Source organism: Pantoea deleyi (assembly GCF_022647325.1).
Classification (GTDB): Bacteria; Pseudomonadota; Gammaproteobacteria; order Enterobacterales; family Enterobacteriaceae; genus Pantoea; species Pantoea deleyi.
The window spans coordinates 25,610-42,740 of sequence record NZ_CP071406.1; the positions used below are offsets into that span (position 1 = coordinate 25,610).

Genomic DNA, 17,131 nt, shown 5'->3' on the forward strand with positions numbered 1-17,131 from the left:
ATGCAGGCAATCTTACGGTTTCGGTTTATATTGACTAGCTAATGAAACCTTAATGAGGTTATAACCACAGCTTATTAATCGCAGAGGGGATGGGCAGCATGAAGCGCAATATGAACGATCTGCAGGCGTTTGTTACCGTGGCGCGTGAAGGGAGTTTTACCCGTGCAGCGGCGCTGCTGGGCGTCACTCAGCCTGCGCTGAGCCAGACGATTACGGCGCTGGAAAACCGGATGGCGATCCGGCTGCTGACCCGCACGACCCGCAACGTTTCCCCCACCGCGGCGGGTGAGCGGCTGCTGCAGGCTATCGGCGACAGGTTCGATGAGATCGAAGCGGAACTGGATATGCTGACCGCGATGCGCGACAAGCCCGCCGGAACGGTGCGTATCACCTGTGGTCCGCATGTTCTGAGCACGCTGCTGCTGCCAGCGCTGACGCCGCTGCTGGCGGACTATCCCGATATCCGGCTCGAATTCGACGCCAGTCACGGGTTTCGTAATATCGTGGCCGACCGGTTCGATGCGGGTGTCAGACTGGGCGACACCATTGACAAAGATATGGTCGCGATGCCGATCAGCCCACCCTTACGGATGGCCGCCGTGGCTACGCCCGACTACTTTCGGCGTCATCCCGCTCCCCAGGTTCCGCACGATCTGCTGCAGCACAACTGCATTAACATGCGGCAGGCATCGGCTGGCGGCTTGTACGTCTGGGAGTTTGACGGAGAAGAGGGTCCGCTGAATGTGCGGGTGGACGGGCAGCTCACGTTTAATACGTCGGCTCACATCGCCGAAGCGGCGCTGGCCGGACAGGGGATTGCGTTCCTGCCGGAACAGGAGTTTGCTGACGGGCTGGCGCAGGGCACGCTGGTCCGGGTGCTGGAGCGCTGGTGTCAGCCCTTTCCCGGCTATTTCCTCTATTATCCCAGCCGCAAACAGCACTCACCGGCCTTTGCGCTGGTCAGGGAGGCGCTGCGGCTCAAAGAGAAAGCGTGAAGGCGGAAGATGCCACTCCATGGCGTAAAACTTCCTAAAGCGCTTTATTCAGAATTACTTAGAAGGACGTCGACTGACTTTGCCCCCTTTCCGACCGGCTTCCCTGGCTTTTTCATGATCATTTTTGAAATTGCCCCCACTGACTTTGCCTCCTGCACTGCCAGCTTCACTCGCACGTTCTGGATCGTTGGCAAAATTGCCGGCACCACCTCTGTACTTCTGTTGTGTCATAGGAAGACCTCATATCAATGTTCCGTTAGATAAAAAGGACTAGCTAGTCACAGCAGGAAGCATAGCCTTCCGCTTCGGTTATGCAAATCCTGAAGGCGACGTCACTGATAAGGCTGCTTTTTTTCTTGCGTCCGCGTTTCTTGGCGGCGGGAGAGCGGCGGATAAACTACGCTTAAAGGCCTGAAGAAAAAGGAGAACGTTATGGCCGATGCAACCTTAATCGACACTCTGGAACTGGGTTCTGATGATCAGAAGCAGAAATATGAAATCTATGGTGAAGATGCACAGACGCCTACCCATGCGGTGATCTACCGGCAGCAGGGTAATGACTGGCAGCCGCTGGAGGAGACGCTCACCTTCGCCGCACAGGATGAACAGCAGGAAGCGACCGGATCGATGGGCTATGGCTCCGGAGATACGCTGCCGGATCTGCGCGATCTGCCTGCCGAAGCGCGTGAGCGCTGCGAGCGGCACTGGCACGAACAGCAGGGCGGGTAAACCCGCCCGTTACCGCCGGGGCGTCCGGATGCGATAATCGCGCTCCGATTGCGCCCGCTTCATTCTCTGCCGCAGAGACGTCACGGTAAACACGGGTTGATGCCTGCTTCTGAGGCGCCCCGCCTTCGTATCGGATTCTGTGCTCAGAAATCTGCCCGTTTTCCTCCTCCCCGCAAACTGTAAAAAGTGTGACCTGCTCAGGCGGATATCGTCTACATAATCGGCATCTGAACATATTTACTGCTACAGATGTGCAACAAACTCAGGCATTAAACTGATTGCAGCAATCGCTAAAGGTTTTCGCACTGCTGGCGATAACCCATTGGCGCTGAACACGTCGATCATTGACGACCCCGACCCTCATCGCCGAGTTCTGAATGCGAACGGACCTGCCTTTAGCCCTCTCTTCACACACACCAGAAAGCGCCGACTTCGGCGCAGATTACTCAGATAAAAGCGAAAATAATAATATGTCGATCCTGAAGACGATCAAACGATGCCTGCCTGTTTCCCGTGTCCGCCGACGCAGCCAGCCCGCCAATGGCACCTGGGATTGTCGTGCATTGCCGGATTCACTGAGCGCGATTGGATTGAGTTCACGCGCGGGCGGGATCCTGATGACCTTTGTGCCGCCTGAGGCGGATTTTCAGCGGGTCAGCCAGGCGTGGCAGCGCTTCAATTCTGCCAGCCTGACGGTGCTGACGCTCTCCTCCAACGGTGCGCTGAGCAGCAGCCGGGCGCAGAGCACCTATTGCGACGGAGACGGCCCGGAGGGAAGTTACCTCTGGCTGCCGGACAGCCTGATTGCCCGTCATGAGACGCATATCGTCGATCTGCACGTCAGCGACACACAGACCGCCAGCCAGCGCATCACGGCTATTCAGCAGGAGCTGATGCGACTGCAGGTCCGCCTGCCGCTCTCGGCCGATCGCACGTTCGCCATGATCTACTGCGATGGTCTTTCAGCCTCAGAAGGTTTTCTGATGCAGGCCTGGTACAACAGCGGCCGCTTCCCCTGCCTGGCGATTGGCGGCTCAGCGGGCGGCAAAATCACGTTTGATGGCACCTGGATTGGTACCGGTGGCCGGGTGCTGCAGGGCAAGGCCGTGATTATCTTCTGTCAGATGGCCGCCGGAAAATCCTTTGCGCCTTTCAAAAGCCAGAACTTTACGCCACGCGACCAGAGCTGGCTGATTGCCGAGGCGGATCCGATCGCGCGCAGCGTCACCTCCGTGTTTAACAGCAACGGCCAGCAGCAGCCGTTTGTGGCGACGCTGTGTGACTATCTCAGCTGCACTGAAGCACAACTTACTGACCGCCTGAAGGGGTTAACCTTTGGCGTCAAAGTCGGCGGTGAGTTCTTTATTCGCTCTATCGCCAAAATCGGGCCGGGCGGCGTCACCTTCTTCTGCGATCTGGAGTTTGGCGATCGGCTTTACCTGATGCAGGAAAAGGATTTCCGGCAGGCGACACAGCAGGAGTGGCAGGCCTTTACCGCGAAGCATGGCAAACCGGCCGCTATCCTGATGAACGACTGTATCCTGCGTCGTGTCGGCAACGCCGGGCAGCTGCAGAATGCCCATTTCTTCAAGGGAATTGCCGCCGCCGGTTTTTCCAGTTTTGGCGAAATCCTGGGCGTGCCAATCAATCAGACGCTCTCTGCGCTGGTGTTCTTTAATCATGACGTCAAAGCGATGCGTCAGTTCCCGGTTGAGTATGCCGGCTATGCCGCACACTACGCCCAGCGCGCACTCCGTCGCTGGGAAGCGCTGAACAGTGTCCAGACGCGGGTGCTGGATCGGGTGATTAACTATCAGCAGGCACTGACACCGCTGATGCAGGCTCTGCCGGTGCTGGAAACGGCCACCCAGAGCCAGGGCGAAACGCTGAGTCTTGCCGAAAGCAGCATCCGTAACATCAGCCACATCGCCACCGAGAGTCAGCAGGCGCAGGGGCGGCTGGATGAAGGGCTGGATGACCTGGAAAAGATCTCCCACGGCATCAACGAGATCACGCACGGCATCAGCAACATCGCCTTCCAGACAAACATTCTGGCGCTGAACGCCGCCGTTGAAGCGGCACGCGCCGGGGAAGCGGGCCGGGGATTTGCGGTGGTCGCGGGCGAAGTGCGTCGGCTGGCGCACTCCTCGAAAGAGCAGGCTGAAGCCACGGCCAGTAACATCGGCGACGCGGTTTCCACCATCTCACGTATCCGTCTGGTCGCCAGCGATTCAGCGCAGACCGCCGCGCAGATGGCAGAGCGCAGCATCAGCGCGGCCGATACGCTCGCCGCCATGAATCAGCAGACCCGGCACGAGCGCGCCGACATTGCGAAGCATCTCGGCAGTCTGCGCGAGCTGACGCAGGGAATGGATGCGATGCAGGAAGCCGTCGCGCAGCTTAAAGTGTTACAAACGCTTTCCGGCACGCAGGTTAAGGCCTGATTTATCAGCATAAAGTGACAAAAAAATGCGGTGTAAGCGTAACGGCCAGGCAAAGCCGCCGTCAGGTTGTTACACTTGTCGGTGATTAACCACGCAGAGGTAAGAATGAAAATCAAAAGTTATGCAGCCATGCAGGCTGGCCAGGCCCTTGAACTCTACGAATACGATGCCCCTGAACTGGCAGCCGAAGAAGTCGAAGTCCAGGTCGAGTACTGTGGTGTCTGTCACTCGGATCTGTCGATGATCGACAACGAGTGGGGCATTTCACAGTTTCCGGTGATTGCAGGACATGAAGTGATTGGCCGCGTTTCTGCGCTGGGCGCAGCGGCTAAAAACAAAGGTCTCTCTGTTGGTCAGCGTGTAGGGATTGGCTGGACGGCGAAAAGCTGTCAGCACTGCGATGCCTGTATCAATGGTGAGCATGTTAACTGCCATCAGGGCAGCACGCCTACCATCATGAACAAAGGCGGATTCGCCGAGAAGCTGCGCGCAGACTGGCAGTGGGTGATCCCACTGCCAGAAAAACTGGACGCTGAAACGGCGGGTCCGCTGCTGTGCGGCGGGATCACCGTTTTCAAACCGCTGCTGATGAGTAACATCTCTGTCTCCAGCCGCGTCGGTGTGATTGGTATCGGTGGTCTGGGCCACATCGCGATCAAAATTCTGCACGCGATGGGCGCGGAAGTGGTTGCATTCAGCTCCACCCCGGATAAGAAGCAGTCGATTCTGGATATGGGTGCGGATGAGGTGGTTAACAGCCGCGATCCTGAAGCCCTGAAGCAGCAGGCGGGCCGTTTCGACCTGATCCTCAGCACCGTTGCTGTCGATCTGGACTGGAAGCCTTATTTCGCGGCGCTGGCACCGCACGGTAAGTTCCATACCGTGGGCGCTGTGCTGAAGCCGATTGAAGTCAGTGCGTTTGAACTGATCATGGGCGACAAAGCCGTCACCGGTTCATCTACCGGCTCACCGGGTCAGCTGCGTTCGCTGCTGAAACTCGCATCGCGTGCCGATATTGCGCCGCAGGTGGAGTACTTCCCGATGTCAGACATCAATAAAGCGCTGGATCATGTTCGTGCCGGTAAAGCAAATTACCGTGTGGTACTGAAAGCTGATTTCTGATGATCTGCTGATATAAAATGCCGCAGCACGCTGCGGCATTTTTTTATGCGTTTTAACCAGCCACTTATTTACCCGCCACGCTGATGCAGCAGGCTGAGCAACCGGTGCGGAATTATTGCGCCGGGATCAGGAAGTCATCCAGCGACCCGCCGTTTTCGATGGCGTCTTTAATCACAGAGGGCGTACGTCCCTGACCCGTCCAGTAACGAACCTGACCGTTCTCTTCCGTGTAGCAATATTTTGCCGGACGCTTTGCGCGTTTCTTTTTGCCGGTTTCGGCTGGAGAGAGGCTATTTACCAGCTCGGCGGGATTAATTCCCTCTTCCATTAACAGCTCCTGGTAAAACGCCAGCTTTTCTGCTTTTGCGCGCGCTTCCGCTGCCCGTGCACTTTCTTCTTCACGGCGTTCGTTTACCACGGTCTCCAGTTTCTGGTGTAATTCTTCCAGCACAGCCAGCTCAATATTGCGCGCCTCGGCCCGAAGTGTGCGGATATTGTTCAGGTTGTTCAGGTTCTTACTCATAAAATTCCTCAAATACTCAAGTTAATCAATTAAGTGCAAATTATTCAGCAGGCAAGGGTAACATTACCCCGCCCGATAATTGAAGCGCCGGACTGGCTTTATTAGCTACTAAAGTTTCATCAGGGAGGCTGATTGAGCCGGTCCGGAACAGGAATTAAGCGGAATCTGCTGGCTAAGTGTAAATCAGCGCGATGGAAGCGTAATTAGGGCAAGGGCATTCTTGCTTCCGGTTAACTGTGTTTAAATCGTGCAAAAGGTTTATTAAGGACTGGCATGAAGTTTCGCCGCAAAAATGATGGCCCGGTGCCTGTAATCTCACCGCTGCTGAGAAGCATCATGCTCTCTGGCGTATTACTCACCGCAACTGTAGTTGGTCTGGATCTGTGGACACTGCGTGAAGACTGGTATGAAACCGTAGGTAAAGCGGAAGATACGGCGGTCAATCTGTCGTTATCACAGGCGCGCCAGGCGGATGATACGTTTCTACAGACCGAAATCGCTTTGCGTGAAGTCCAGCGTGAGCTGGAAAAGCAGATGATCACGACCGGTGTGGATGGCGAGGCGCTCAGCCAGACGATGCGTCTGCTGCAGAGCCGTCTGCCGCAGCTGCACGGTCTGTTCTACTATGATGCCAAAGGAACCTGGGTAGCGACCTCCATGAGCAGCGTGCCACCGGGCATTGATAATTCCGATCGTGAATATTTTGACTATCACCGCGCCAGTCCGCGCAATAACCTGCACGTCGGCCCGGTGCTGCGCAGCCGTACCACGCACGAGCTGGTGATCCCGGTTACGCTTCGGGTAAACGATGCGTTTAACGGTTTCCGGGGCGTCTTACTGGCCACGATCAAAGTGGACTATTTTCGCCGTTTCTACAGCTACTATGAGCTTAGCGAGGGAGATGTTCTGGTGCTGATGCTGGCCGACAGCACGGTGCTTTATGCCCGCCCGATGCCGGATAGCTACATCGGCAAAAATCTCTCAGTCAGTCCGCTGTTCCTCCGGATGCTGGCGAATTCGGACAAAGGCAGCGGCCAGTGGACCGCAGCGCTGGATGGTAAAAAACGCATCTTCGGCTTTGTCCGCTCACAGCGCTATCCTCTGGTGGTGGCCGCAGGCTATGACAAGCATGCACTTTTTACTCACTGGCTGAAGAGCTGGGTTCAGGATCTGATACTGAATGCGGCACTGCTGGGGGTAATCCTTTTGCTGGGATCCTTTGTACTGCGCCAGGCACGGCATACGCTGCGTTATCAGCTGGAGCTGACCCGATTACGCGATGAACTGACCGCAGCTAATCGTACGCTGGAAAATCTGGCGCACAATGACGGGCTTACCGGGGTCGCCAACCGGCGTCATTTTGATGAAAGGCTGGCTGAAAGCCTGGAGAACGCGGCGCGTAGCGGAAAGCCGGTCTCGTTAATCCTGTTCGATATCGATTATTTTAAACGTTATAACGACAACTATGGTCATGTCGCCGGTGACGACTGCCTGAAAAAAGTGGCGGGAGTGCTGAAAAACGCGGTCCGGCGTAAAGATGAGCTTGCAGCCCGTTATGGTGGCGAAGAGTTCGCGATTATTCTGACGGAACAACCTCTCTCTGCGGCGGTGAGTCTTGCGGAATCTATTACTGCTGCCGTCAGTCAGCTCGCTATCCCGCATCTCACTTCGGAATTACCGCAGAAGCAGGTCACGCTGAGTGCAGGCTGCGCCGTATATCTGACCTCTGATCCAGAGGAATGGAAAAATACGCTGATAGAGCGGGCAGACGAGGCGTTATATCGGGCTAAGCGGGCGGGGCGTAATCAGGTTAAAAGCGAAGATCGTCAGGCGTGAGCCATCGGCTGGTTTTAACAGGATGCCGTGGAATTAAGCAAAAAATTCGGTGAGCATCAGCAAATAGATGTTAAAAAACCGCCTGAGTACGATCAGGCGGTTGTCATTCGGGCACCGGTATCAGATCAGGAAATCATCCAGTGATTTACCGGCATCCATCGCGGATTTAATGGCAGACGGCGTGCGGCCCTGACCGGTCCACTGTTTAACTTCGCCATTTTCGTCAGTGTACTGATATTTAGCAGGACGAGGCGCGCGTTTTTTCTTCTCTGCGGGTGCAGCCTGCATGCCATTTAACAGTTCGTTAGGATCGATGCCTTCCTGCAGCAGCAGTTCACGATATTTTGCCAGTTTTTCTGCTTTTTCACGGTTAGCCGCTTCAGAAGCCTGTGCTTCTTCACGACGCTCACTGACGACAACCGACAGTTTTTCAAGCATTTCTTCCAGGGCAGCAAGGTCAAGCTCGCGAGCATTGGCGCGCAGGGTGCGGATATTATTCAAGCTGTTGAGAGTGTCACTCATCAAAGTCACCATAGTCATGTTCAGATAATAAAATACAGAATAGCGGGTTCACGCTGATGCTTTTCGTCAGACCTGCTTTTTTGAAAATGCTTGCCTTCGAATAATCATAATACAGAACCGGGAGTTCAACGCTGACATATTAATCTCTTTCTCAGAGAGTTTAAACTCTAATTAACGTCTGCACCTTAAACAAAAGTAAAGTTACTCTTTTTTTACGAACATCGCTCAAAATGTCAAAAAGAAGGAGCATCTGATAGGGGGGGTAATTTAGTCACGTGATGGATTAATCGCCCTTTTGGCGAATGTCTGGCGCTGTCGCTTCGCTAATCCCACGCTGCTGAGTTCTCCGGTTAAATGGGATGCACGATGCACAACCGGATAAGAGCTGGCGTTGAGCGTAATAGCGGAGAGTGTAGCAGCAGCAGACTTTCGAAAAATTATTTCATCGTCCGCTGATAATTTAAGAACATCTGTAACCTGCTGATAATCGGATATTTTGTCATCGATGAAAAAAGCCCGATCTGGAAAGCCGCGCTGCGCGGGCGAGTACTTACCGTTCAGGCGAAGCGGAAGGTTAAAAATAAATGGACAGAAACTCATCACGCAGACATTCAATCACCTCGTTGCCGGATAAATTATTTACGTGTGCAATGAATTTTTTAACCAGAGTGTATGTCGTGAGGTTGGTTGTTACCCTGCAGACTTAGTGGGTAATAACACCACGACACATTATCGTGTAAACCGCAGCCTGTCAGGGAGCGGGGTTTCACTGACAGATACCGTACGCGCCCTCTGTGAGAGTCTGATGCTGAGTAATGCACATCGTGGCCGGCCATGATCGGATCAGATATATCAGTAACGTTAAGACCCGGCGGTGATGGACAGCCGCCGTTTATTCATCCGCTACACGACGCGGCACGAACGCAGCGTGCAGGCGTGCTGAAAGGCCATCATCTGGCAGTCATGGGTGCCGGGCACGCACTTTATGTTATCTCTCCTCCGCTTGCCGGAACAGGTGATGCGCTACACTTAACAGCCGCAGCAGAAGGTTTTGTCAGGAGGGCTGACGTGTTTAAAGGTAATAAAAAAGCGTTACCGGTTCGCTACTGTAAAACGTGCAGGAAACCGATGACATGGCGAAAAAAATGGGAAAAGTGCTGGGATGAGGTGATGTACTGTTCAGAACGTTGCCGGCGACAGCGCAATAAACAGCAAAATGAGAATGGCGCATCCGCTGAGCCTGATGCCTGACCATTAATCGTGCGGGTCAGGACGTGGCCTGACCCGGTCACACAGAGGCAGCTATTGCTGGACCTCTATCTGCTGCCAGCCTTTTCTGAACATACAATCCTTGACCAGAATCTCACGCTGACTTTCATTGGCATCGCTGGTCGAGTAGTCCGTGTCGGTGGTTTTGTACTTACTGTCTTTTGAGGTGTATTTGCCGCTCACGATATTGTCTGGCGGTAAATCGCGCAGTGCCTGAGCCTGACAGGCCGTTTCTGCCACCGTCTCCTGCTGTTCTGACGCATCGGGTTTGACCCATTTATACTGTACGCATCCAGTCAGACAGAGAGTAAAGCACATCAGCATTAGCGTTTTCATAATCTGCTTCTCAGTAATCCCGTCTGAAATGAGACGGGAAGGAAGGCGAGGAAACCGGACGCTGTGTCGGCGGGTTTCCTCACGGTATAAAGTGGGATCGCTATCCGACCTCAGAATGTCAGGCCGCCACCAATATAGGGGCCATCGATCAGGGTATGGCCAGGACGACCGTCTTTGCCATCGACACCCGCATAGCGATAACCCACTTTCAGCGTCAGCGGTCCCAGCGGCGACCAGCTAATTCCGCCATCGGCTTCCACAAAGTTTTTAACGCTATTGGCCAGGCCTTCCGGCGCGGAGTAGCCTTCGCCGTAGATCGCAAAGTCAGCAGGCAGCGAGAGTTTTACGCCGCCACCGACAGGAAAGGCAACGCCATCATCACCTTTCTTCCCACCGATATAGGTCGCTTTTACGCCTGCGGTCAGCATCAGCGGGCCAAGCGCCAGGTTATAGCCGGTGCCCGCCTGCCCGATCTGCACGCCATCCGAAGTGTTTTTGATCCACTGGCTGTCCAGATAAATCCCGCCGGATGAACGGCCCATTTCTGCATCCAGCACAGAGTAATTTTTGCCTTGTTCCGCAGTCAGGCCCATCGCCATTGCAGAAGAAGAGACGCACAGCAGTACGCCAAGGCTGATAACAGACATTTTCATTGCTGATTTATTCCACAGGATAAGATTTCAGGATGGCTGACCCAGTTACTTTTGCACGATCTCTTTAACATCGCGCTGCTGCATCTGATGCGTGTTTCCATCCATATCGCGGTAAGAGATCATGCCGGTTTCTTTGTCTTTGGCAGGCTTGCCGTGGGCGGTAATCATATGCCCGTCATTGGTGGAGATCACATAATCGCTGGAGCAGGCTGAGAGGGTGAGGGCGGACGTCATCATCACAATCGCGAAGGCGATTTTTTTGCCAGAATTTGAAGATGTCATTTTACTTACCTGTCATTACTTTTTAAGAAGATGCGGCATTATTTGCTCTGATTGTTAAACGACATGATAACAGTGCGCCTGTCCGGCTATTAATACGGGAAAAGATGATCTGGATCAATTTCAAAGATTTATTGATAAATTTAATGCCTTTTTCAATGCGGATTCCATTGGAGTTGATAATTTCATTTGAGAGCGATGCCTGAAAGAGGGAGTTTATAGAATGATAACTTTCATTGTGTGAAGCAACGACAATGCTTAATTAAGCAATAAAAGAGAAACCTCATGTTTCAATTAATCTCTTGTGGCTGCTCTCCGGTTCGCTATATTGAGTGAGCGCAAGCACACTAAACAGTCTATTTTAACAAGGATTTAATATAGATATGAGAAAGACAATTATCGCGATAACCCTCATCGCATTACCGTTTACAGGGTTTGCGGCGACAGATTCCTGTTACGCCCAGCTGGCCGATATTTCAGCGAAAATGGAACGGGCTAAAAGCCTGGGGGACAGTGCCGCCGTCGCCCGGCTCAATATTGCCCAGGATAAAGTACGGACTTATTGCTCAGACGATCGTCAGGCAAGGCGGGCTTCTCACGATGTCGCGCAGCGCGAGATGAAAGTAAAAAAGGCGGAGCTTGAGCTTCAGGACGCGCAGAAGGAGCTGGCAGAAGCAAAAGCAGAGGGGCGTACCGACAGGATCAGAAAGAAAACTAACAGAGTCGAAGAGAAAAAACGCAGACTCGAATCCGCAAAATTAGATTTGCAGCAGGCGCAGGCCGATGCTCAGCGTCTGAATTAATCTCCTAATCCTCAGAGGCTCCATCTGTGGGCCTCTGACTGATCGTAACCATTCTCTTTCTGTCGTTCACAGTATGCGATTCAATCGCTGAGAGCAGCAGCAGGCTCTCATTTAAAGCCCCGCCTTACCCTCACTGAATTCAGGCCTGTACGGCAGTTTCTCTTCTGATAACGATAACGCTGGTTTATGACAGATTGGATAGGCAGTCTGATACTTTTCCGGTCAGCCTGAAGGTTATTTGTAACGGCAAGGAGCAAAAAAAACCACTCCGAAGAGTGGTCGTATTCAGTACAAATACTTAATGAGCAAAGCTGTCAAATAAATCATTCAAAACCGGGGTGCGTCTATGCAGGAAAATATTAGCGTCTCACGGTCAGACAATCGAAGTCTTTTTTTGCTAAATAATGGAAGTCGGCATTTTAATAAACGTCATATTCAACGATATGTTAAAACCACACATATTAAATGAAACATTTGTTTATCCTGCAGGTTAATTTCAGCTGTTTTATCTTCCTGCAGTCAGAGAAGAATCTCATCGCTGTGTCTGCAGAGAGGTTACCGGGGTCAGCGATGCAGGATGGGACAGTCAGCGTTACCCGGTGACAAGGTTCAGCCCGACCGTGAAAGTGATGAGGGGCGGAAGGGCACAGGTAACGATGTAAAACCAGGTTATGCCACAAAGTGACATCTGGCGCAGAGCGGGATCATCGTTAAAGACCGGCAGCGATCTTCTGGCGATGCCTGACAGAAACAGTCAGCGACTGCATCGTGCAGCAACCTATCACTGAGACGAGTAAAGTCAGACGCTGGCAGAATTATTGGACGTTCAGTCAGCGGCAGAAATTAACACTCCTTAAGGATGACAGGAGAAGATTTGCTGCAAGCCCGATGTTTCAACGCTGAAGCTGTGAAGGTTAGTTACAACACCCTAAGTTAGCACTGATTAAAACCGCGATTAGCCTGTTAGCCCCTGCCCGTGGGTTAGCACCCCCAGACGGAGCCGATCTGAAAACCCGAGTGCTCATTGACAAGCCGTCCGCCCCGGCCCGCAGGGCCGTAACTACAGTAATTTTTAATGGATGGTGTAACTAATCCCCTAAGTTTTACTGTTCATACTGAACAGTAAAACTAGGCCCCGGAAATCACGCCCTTTACGTCGCAGGCGCCGTAAAGCCCGCTCACCGGGGCTTGCGGGATTAAATTAACTAAATCGTCGCGGTAAGGCCGTATGGCTTAACAGGAAGGGGGTAGAGCACCATATCAGCCCGCAACCTGCTGCGCCGTCTGACCTGACAGCACTGGCGGCGTTAGGCCGTTGACGCGGCATTTTGAATGTACCCCTTATTATGGGGGAGTGATTCAGATAAAATATCCGCTCTGTGAATAGCTGATTCAGACTGCAGAGCAGGGCATATCTTCCATCTGCGTGAAATTTGTAGCTAAGGTGCTCATAAATGGTCTCAAGAGCAGCAAGCGAAGACAATGTCAGAGTTTCATTAGCCGGTCTGTTTCAGTCATATCATTCCTTTTAAAGGTAAAAACAAGTTGGTCCACTCTTGCACTAACTTTAATAATCATAAAGTTACTATATGGAAATCAGAGTTTCGTCACATAACGAGATGTTCTGTTGCGATATTTATACAACACCTTAAATCAATGGGTTTTTTTATGAGGATGTTAAATATCTCAGATGTAAGTTATATCTCGGGAGCCGGTGCAGAATCTTATAGAATGGCTATTAATCTAGACATCGCAAAGGTTATGACTGCAAAATTCAAGCAATGTAATGTAAATGATTTGACTACGAATATGTTCCAGTCTGCAGTATCCGGTGGTGTATTAACCGGATACGTAGCAGTTCCGGGAACAGGAATGGTTCCTGGATGGCTTTTCGGGGCAGCTTCAGGTGCAGCTGGAGGTGCTTTCACTTACGGATTATCCTGCTGGTGGTAATTACGCAGGTGAAAACATTCGTTTTGAACACATTGCTGGTAATTGCAATCTTACTTTTAATTAACTATTTTACTGTTGATAACTTCCTGACATTCAAGAATTCAATTAGAATATTGCTGACAGGCATTTTTATAGCCTTGATAAATTATAAGTTTCGAGCAAAATAAAATATAAGTAGTCACGGCCTTTCAGCCAAATACTGGCTGAAAGTCTTGTTACAGCGACGGGCCATTATAGGTTCGATACCGCTAAGACCGCAAATCTCTCCGCTACAACGCGAGTAACGAACCGCATGATATACCTGGTTACAACGATATTGAGCGGCTTCGGTACGCCTGAAGGCGATAATATCCGCCGTCTGTGGGTTGCCGTTGAAAGCGGCGGTTCATGCCAGTGGCAACTGAACTCGCTAAAGGTGAGCTTCAGAATTGCAGACAACATTGTGCTGGTGAAGAGAAATGACGTTATCAATACCAGTTATATTTTCGATTTCGGGGAATACGGACTCAGTAGCGGCTACGGGACCGGGCGGGCGAAAGGGTTTAGCGAGAAAAGATTGCATCTGAATACAGATATCTTCCCTATGGTCGCTAATCATATCGATAATACGGTTAGTCTGAAGTTATTCGGGTGGAGACTGGAACAGAAAAGTGGCGCAGGCGTTTTAGTCGGATTAATACACAACATACAGCTATTCCAGTCTCTCAATCTACGCGTTTTGATAATGTCTCCTATACCAGCCTGGCGCCACTGCGTCTTCATATAACAGATGAGTGGCCAAAATTATCCTTAACATACAATAATTTTCGATATCCATACTGGCCCAGGAGCACTGCTTTATCGGCCTTCTTCATAACACGGCCTTCCCGCACGGCGGTGTCTGCTGTCACCGCTCAGCCCCATAGCCTGTTGAGCTGCCGTTGACTCTGGCGGCAATTTTCTTTGCAGGCCTGATGTCAGATCAAAAATCGAAACGCTTATCATTTATAGAATAAGGGCTTCTTACAGAGAGGCGGGGCGTGGAATGACAGTAAACATGGGCAGTTCTTACCGGGTTCTTGGCTATCGGCCGTCGGTGAATTCCGCCTGGCGACAGAAATTGCTGACGATGGGCATTTTACCGGGTGCCACCATCGATGTTATCCGCGTGGCCCCCCTGGGCGACCCGGTACAGATCCGCACCCGTCGCGTCAGTCTGGCAGTGCGCCAGCGTGATTTGGCCGACATCCTCCTGCAGGAGGTCCTCTGATGAAAAAGATAACCATCGGGTTGATTGGCAATCCTAACACCGGCAAAACCACGCTGTTTAACCAGCTTACCGGCGCCCGTCAGCGGGTCGGAAACTGGGCTGGTGTGACGGTCGAACGCAAAGAGGGACACTTTTTTACCGCACGGTCCGATGTCCGGCTCGTTGATTTGCCCGGCACCCGTTCACTGACGACGCTCTCCGCTGACAGTTCGATTGATGAGAGCATCGCCTGCCAGTATCTCTATCAGGATAACGCCGACCTGGTGATCAACGTCGTCGACGCCTCCAGCCTGGAGAGTAATCTGTTCCTGACCTTGCAGCTGCTGGCGCTGGGCGTACCCTGTATTGTCGCCCTGAATATGCAGGATATCGCCGCCAGCCAGAATATCAGCATCGATGTCACGGCGCTTTCGGCGCGGCTGGGATGTCCGGTCGTTGCGCTGACCTCGACAAAAGGGGACGGCATCGCGCGGCTTAAAGCGATGATCGACCAGCCGAATATTTATCAGTCACCAGAACAGATTCGTTATCCGGCCGCGATTGAAACGGCTATCACGCAACTCTGCCAGCGGATGCCTGCTGAGATCCCCTCCCGGAAAGGTTACTGGCTGGCGCTGCAGCTACTGGAAGGCGATATCAATAGCCAGAAACTTTGTCCGGCGCTGCTGCCTTTTCTGCCCGACGTTATGGCGCAGGCGGGGGGTGATCCGGGCGTAGAGATTGCCGACTCCCGTTTCCGTACCATCAGCGCCATCTGCGCCGCTGTCAGTAACATCGATCAGGCGCTGCCCGCCACGCTGACCCAACAGATTGATAAGGTGGTGCTGAACCGCTGGCTCGGCATTCCGATATTCCTGACCGTGATGTACGTGATGTTTGTCCTTTCGATTAACATCGGCGCCGCGCTGCAGCCCCTGTTTGACAGCAGCTCGGTGGCGATATTTATTCACGGCGCGCAGTGGCTGGGGTATGTCTGTCACTTCCCGGACTGGCTGACGGTTTTTCTGGCACAGGGTATCGGGGCCGGGATCAATACCGTGCTGCCCATCATTCCGCAGATTGGCCTGATGTTCCTGTTCCTCGCTTTTCTGGAGGACTCCGGTTATATGGCGCGTGCGGCTTTTGTGATGGATCGTCTGATGCAGTCGCTGGGGCTGCCGGGCAAGTCTTTTGTACCGCTGATTGTCGGTTTTGGCTGTAACGTTCCGGCCGTGATGGGCACGCGCACGCTGGATACGCCGCGCGAGCGACTGCTGACCATCCTGATCGCGCCGTTCATGTCATGTGGCGCACGGCTGGCCATCTTTGCGGTGTTCGCCGCAACCTTCTTTAACATTCACAGTTCCAGCGTGGTTTTCTCGCTCTATCTGCTGGGTATCGTCGTTGCGATTGTGACGGGCCTGATACTCAAACACACTCTGCTGGATGGCGAAGCCACGCCGTTCATCATGGCGCTGCCGGTTTATCACCGGCCTCATCTGAAAAGCCTGCTGCTGCAGACCTGGCAGCGGCTGAAAATGTTCGTCATACGGGCCGGACAGGTCATTGTTCTGGTGAGCATGCTGATTGGTCTGCTGAGCAGCTTTACCTTCAATGGCCAGCTGGTTGATGACATTAACCACTCAGCGCTGGCGACAACCAGCAAAGTGATCACCCCCGCGCTGTTGCCGATTGGGGTGACGCAGGATAACTGGCAGGCGACCGTAGGGCTGGTCAGTGGCATCATGGCCAAAGAGGTAGTGGTCGGTACTCTCAACAGCCTTTACACCACGGAGGCGCTACAGAGCAGTGCGTTTGATCCACAGACGTTTAATCTGCCTGGTGAGCTGAAAGAGGCGCTGACAGAAACCTGGGCGGGATTGTCGGCCGCGTTCAGAATCGATGCGCTGGCCCATCCCCTCGATGCCAGCAAGGGCGACGGTGAGATGGCATCCGGCCCGATGAGTGTGATGTCGGCAAAATTTGGCGGCGGTTTTGCTGCCTACAGCTACCTGATATTCGTGCTGCTCTATGTGCCCTGTGTATCGGTAATGGGCGCCATCGCGCGCGAAGCGGGTAAAAAGTGGATGGTCTTCTCGTTTTTCTGGGGGCTGAACATTGCCTATACCACGGCAACGCTCTTTTATCAGACGGTGACGTTTGCCAGTCATCCCGCTTACAGCGCGGCCTGCCTGCTGAGCGTGGTGGCAATAAACGGCATCATTCTGCTGGCAATGCGCCATGCGGGTAGCCGGTTAACGCTGCCGGTAATCGTCGGCAAGGAGAAAGAGGGTTGCACTGGCTGCCACGGCGGTTGTGACAAACAGCAAGGCCTGGCGCAGTAATCCGGCGCTGAGAGGGTCATCGCGAGCTGATAGCGCGTGCGACGCAGGCACGCCCCGGGCTCAGGTTCAGATCGGTTATCGACGGTGCAGAGGC

17 protein-coding genes are annotated in these 17,131 nt (G+C 53.0%); 10 read left to right on the forward strand and 7 right to left on the reverse strand.

From position 1 onward, the window contains the following. Window positions 1–98: 98 nt before the first annotated feature. Entirely contained in the window at window positions 99–995 is an 897-nt protein-coding gene (locus J1C59_RS18760) for a LysR family transcriptional regulator (protein ID WP_128085521.1), read from the forward strand. Window positions 996–1,049: 54 nt separating this feature from the next. Here the strand turns inward: J1C59_RS18760 and J1C59_RS18765 are convergent, their stop codons facing one another. Then, on the reverse strand, window positions 1,050–1,226 hold the full coding sequence (locus J1C59_RS18765) for a con-10 family general stress protein (RefSeq protein ID WP_111138321.1): 177 nt from the start codon (window positions 1,224–1,226) through the stop codon (window positions 1,050–1,052). A gap of 201 nt (window positions 1,227–1,427) precedes the next feature. Here J1C59_RS18765 and J1C59_RS18770 point away from each other — a divergent pair, with 201 nt between their 5' ends. The 3 genes from J1C59_RS18770 to ahr all read left to right on the forward strand — a co-directional run bounded on the left by J1C59_RS18770 (window position 1,428) and on the right by ahr (window position 5,290). After that, a complete protein-coding gene (locus tag J1C59_RS18770) occupies window positions 1,428–1,724 on the forward strand; it encodes a hypothetical protein (protein WP_128085520.1) in 297 nt (98 codons plus the stop codon). Between the two features lie 470 nt (window positions 1,725–2,194). Beyond that, a complete protein-coding gene (locus tag J1C59_RS18775; protein ID WP_140916962.1) occupies window positions 2,195–4,168 on the forward strand; it encodes a methyl-accepting chemotaxis protein in 1,974 nt (657 codons plus the stop codon). 105 nt (window positions 4,169–4,273) lie between these two features. Beyond that, window positions 4,274–5,290 carry an NADPH-dependent aldehyde reductase Ahr gene (gene ahr, locus J1C59_RS18780; RefSeq protein WP_140916961.1) on the forward strand — a complete coding sequence of 339 codons (1,017 nt, stop codon included), beginning with the start codon at window positions 4,274–4,276 and terminating at the stop codon, window positions 5,288–5,290. A gap of 112 nt (window positions 5,291–5,402) precedes the next feature. On the opposite strand, the gene J1C59_RS18785 is transcribed toward ahr, so the two are convergent. Further along, the gene (locus J1C59_RS18785) at window positions 5,403–5,813 is read right to left on the reverse strand and encodes an H-NS family histone-like protein (protein WP_128085519.1); all 411 of its coding nucleotides are present in this window, start codon (window positions 5,811–5,813) and stop codon (window positions 5,403–5,405) included. Window positions 5,814–6,086: 273 nt separating this feature from the next. Between J1C59_RS18785 and J1C59_RS18790 the strand changes: the two genes are divergently transcribed. Beyond that, window positions 6,087–7,649, forward strand: a complete 1,563-nt coding sequence (locus J1C59_RS18790; protein ID WP_128085518.1) for a sensor domain-containing diguanylate cyclase — start codon at window positions 6,087–6,089, stop codon at window positions 7,647–7,649. Window positions 7,650–7,769: 120 nt separating this feature from the next. Here the strand turns inward: J1C59_RS18790 and J1C59_RS18795 are convergent, their stop codons facing one another. Together J1C59_RS18795 and J1C59_RS18800 are read right to left on the reverse strand one after the other, a co-directional pair. Beyond that, a complete protein-coding gene (locus tag J1C59_RS18795; protein WP_128085517.1) occupies window positions 7,770–8,171 on the reverse strand; it encodes an H-NS family histone-like protein in 402 nt (133 codons plus the stop codon). Between the two features lie 267 nt (window positions 8,172–8,438). After that, window positions 8,439–8,774, reverse strand: coding sequence for a hypothetical protein (locus J1C59_RS18800; RefSeq protein ID WP_140916960.1), 336 nt, complete (start codon window positions 8,772–8,774; stop codon window positions 8,439–8,441). A gap of 465 nt (window positions 8,775–9,239) precedes the next feature. On the opposite strand from J1C59_RS18800, the gene J1C59_RS18805 reads away from it, so the two are divergent. Continuing rightward, window positions 9,240–9,422 (forward strand): DUF2256 domain-containing protein, encoded by a 183-nt coding sequence (locus J1C59_RS18805; protein ID WP_242281400.1) that lies wholly within the window; start codon window positions 9,240–9,242, stop codon window positions 9,420–9,422. Window positions 9,423–9,473: 51 nt separating this feature from the next. On the opposite strand, the gene J1C59_RS18810 is transcribed toward J1C59_RS18805, so the two are convergent. From J1C59_RS18810 to J1C59_RS18820, 3 genes are all read right to left on the reverse strand, one after another. After that, window positions 9,474–9,776, reverse strand: a complete 303-nt coding sequence (locus tag J1C59_RS18810) for a hypothetical protein (RefSeq protein WP_128085516.1) — start codon at window positions 9,774–9,776, stop codon at window positions 9,474–9,476. A gap of 110 nt (window positions 9,777–9,886) precedes the next feature. Further along, entirely contained in the window at window positions 9,887–10,429 is a 543-nt protein-coding gene (locus J1C59_RS18815) for a YfaZ family outer membrane protein (protein WP_128085515.1), read from the reverse strand. Between the two features lie 45 nt (window positions 10,430–10,474). Continuing rightward, a complete protein-coding gene (locus tag J1C59_RS18820) occupies window positions 10,475–10,711 on the reverse strand; it encodes a YgdI/YgdR family lipoprotein (protein WP_128085514.1) in 237 nt (78 codons plus the stop codon). A 380-nt stretch (window positions 10,712–11,091) separates the two neighbouring features. Here J1C59_RS18820 and J1C59_RS18825 point away from each other — a divergent pair, with 380 nt between their 5' ends. The 4 genes from J1C59_RS18825 (at window position 11,092) to feoB (ending at window position 17,037) form a co-directional block, all read left to right on the forward strand. Further along, entirely contained in the window at window positions 11,092–11,511 is a 420-nt protein-coding gene (locus J1C59_RS18825) for a DUF1090 family protein (protein WP_128085513.1), read from the forward strand. A gap of 1,731 nt (window positions 11,512–13,242) precedes the next feature. After that, the gene (locus tag J1C59_RS18830) at window positions 13,243–13,464 is read left to right on the forward strand and encodes a hypothetical protein (protein WP_140916959.1); all 222 of its coding nucleotides are present in this window, start codon (window positions 13,243–13,245) and stop codon (window positions 13,462–13,464) included. Window positions 13,465–14,488: 1,024 nt separating this feature from the next. Continuing rightward, window positions 14,489–14,713 (forward strand): FeoA domain-containing protein, encoded by a 225-nt coding sequence (locus J1C59_RS18835; protein WP_128085512.1) that lies wholly within the window; start codon window positions 14,489–14,491, stop codon window positions 14,711–14,713. Beyond that, complete coding sequence (gene feoB / locus J1C59_RS18840; protein ID WP_140916958.1) at window positions 14,713–17,037, forward strand: Fe(2+) transporter permease subunit FeoB; 2,325 nt, start codon at window positions 14,713–14,715, stop codon at window positions 17,035–17,037. The genes J1C59_RS18835 and feoB overlap by 1 nt, the downstream gene beginning before the upstream one ends. Window positions 17,038–17,131: the final 94 nt, after the last annotated feature.

Coding starts and splice junctions, on each gene's coding strand:
- J1C59_RS18770 (WP_128085520.1), top strand. CDS start 1,428: ATGGCCGATGCAACCTTAATCGACACTCTGGAACTGGGTTCTGATGAT.
- J1C59_RS18830 (WP_140916959.1), top strand. CDS start 13,243: ATGGCTATTAATCTAGACATCGCAAAGGTTATGACTGCAAAATTCAAG.
- J1C59_RS18795 (WP_128085517.1), bottom strand. CDS start 8,171: ATGAGTGACACTCTCAACAGCTTGAATAATATCCGCACCCTGCGCGCC.
- J1C59_RS18760 (WP_128085521.1), top strand. CDS start 99: ATGAAGCGCAATATGAACGATCTGCAGGCGTTTGTTACCGTGGCGCGT.
- J1C59_RS18825 (WP_128085513.1), top strand. CDS start 11,092: ATGAGAAAGACAATTATCGCGATAACCCTCATCGCATTACCGTTTACA.
- J1C59_RS18820 (WP_128085514.1), bottom strand. CDS start 10,711: ATGACATCTTCAAATTCTGGCAAAAAAATCGCCTTCGCGATTGTGATG.
- J1C59_RS18835 (WP_128085512.1), top strand. CDS start 14,489: ATGACAGTAAACATGGGCAGTTCTTACCGGGTTCTTGGCTATCGGCCG.
- J1C59_RS18815 (WP_128085515.1), bottom strand. CDS start 10,429: ATGAAAATGTCTGTTATCAGCCTTGGCGTACTGCTGTGCGTCTCTTCT.
- feoB (WP_140916958.1), top strand. CDS start 14,713: ATGAAAAAGATAACCATCGGGTTGATTGGCAATCCTAACACCGGCAAA.
- J1C59_RS18775 (WP_140916962.1), top strand. CDS start 2,195: ATGTCGATCCTGAAGACGATCAAACGATGCCTGCCTGTTTCCCGTGTC.
- J1C59_RS18765 (WP_111138321.1), bottom strand. CDS start 1,226: ATGACACAACAGAAGTACAGAGGTGGTGCCGGCAATTTTGCCAACGAT.
- J1C59_RS18785 (WP_128085519.1), bottom strand. CDS start 5,813: ATGAGTAAGAACCTGAACAACCTGAACAATATCCGCACACTTCGGGCC.
- ahr (WP_140916961.1), top strand. CDS start 4,274: ATGAAAATCAAAAGTTATGCAGCCATGCAGGCTGGCCAGGCCCTTGAA.
- J1C59_RS18790 (WP_128085518.1), top strand. CDS start 6,087: ATGAAGTTTCGCCGCAAAAATGATGGCCCGGTGCCTGTAATCTCACCG.
- J1C59_RS18810 (WP_128085516.1), bottom strand. CDS start 9,776: ATGAAAACGCTAATGCTGATGTGCTTTACTCTCTGTCTGACTGGATGC.